This is a genomic window from Falsiroseomonas oryzae, from assembly GCF_027856955.1.
GTDB lineage: Bacteria > Pseudomonadota > Alphaproteobacteria > Acetobacterales > Acetobacteraceae > Falsiroseomonas > Falsiroseomonas oryzae.
Genome location: NZ_JAPSMD010000908.1, coordinates 1 through 863, shown reverse-complemented (window position 1 = coordinate 863; position 863 = coordinate 1). Strand labels below are relative to the sequence as shown.

Sequence of the window (863 nt, the reverse complement as noted above, 5' to 3'; positions counted from 1 at the left end):
CCGGTCAAGGTCGGCCTCCGCCAGGCCCAGCTCCGCCAGGCTTCGCGGCAGCGGCAGCGCCGCGCCGAGCTGCCACAGCCCGGCCGAGGCCGTCGGCGCGCCCAGGGCCGCCGCGACGCGCGCCATCGCGGTCGGGGCTGCCACCTCGTTGAAGGCGGCGACATGCGGCAGCACCACCGCATGGGTCTCGGCATGCGGCAGGCCGAAGCTGCCACCGAGCACGTGGCAGAGCTTGTGGTGCAGTCCCATCGTCGTCTGGCCGAGGCAGGCGCCGCACAGCCAGGCACCATACAACGCCTCGCCCCGCGGAGCCGCGTCCTGCGCCGCGGAGTCCACGACCCGCGGCAGCGCATGCGCCAGGGCGGCGACCGCCTCCTCCGCCATCAGCGCGACGATCGGGCTGCAGTCCGGCGCGTAGAGCGCCTCCAGCGCATGGGCCAGCGCGTTCATCCCGCTCGCCGCGGCCATCCCCGGAGGCAGGGTCGCGGTCAGGTCGGGGTCGTAGATCACGGTCGCCGGCAGAATGCGCGGATCGCGCCGCGTCCGCTTCTCCGCACCCGCCGTCTCGCCCAGGATCGGCGTCATCTCGGAGCCCGCATAGGTCGTCGGCAGGCAGAGCAGCGGCAGCCCGGTGCGAACCGACAGCGCCTTGCCGAGCCCCACGGCAGAGCCGCCGCCGGCGGCGACCACGCCATCCGCGTTGCGCCGGCGGAACTCGTCCAGGGCGCGGTCCGTCACCTCCACGGGGGTGTGCATCGCCGCCTCGGCGAAGACGCCGGCCGTGGCGGCGCCGAGCAGGCCCGCGACCCGCGCCGCCAGTGCGGCCTGCGGCGCGGTCGCCACCACCAGGGCCCGGCGCAGGC

The 863-nt window shown here is 76.2% G+C and carries 1 protein-coding gene; it reads right to left on the bottom strand.

Translation table 11 applies throughout. The features are described from left to right. The coding region (locus tag OZN99_RS32610; RefSeq protein ID WP_270939324.1) for a maleylacetate reductase at positions 1–863 on the bottom strand (863 nt) is incomplete at both ends.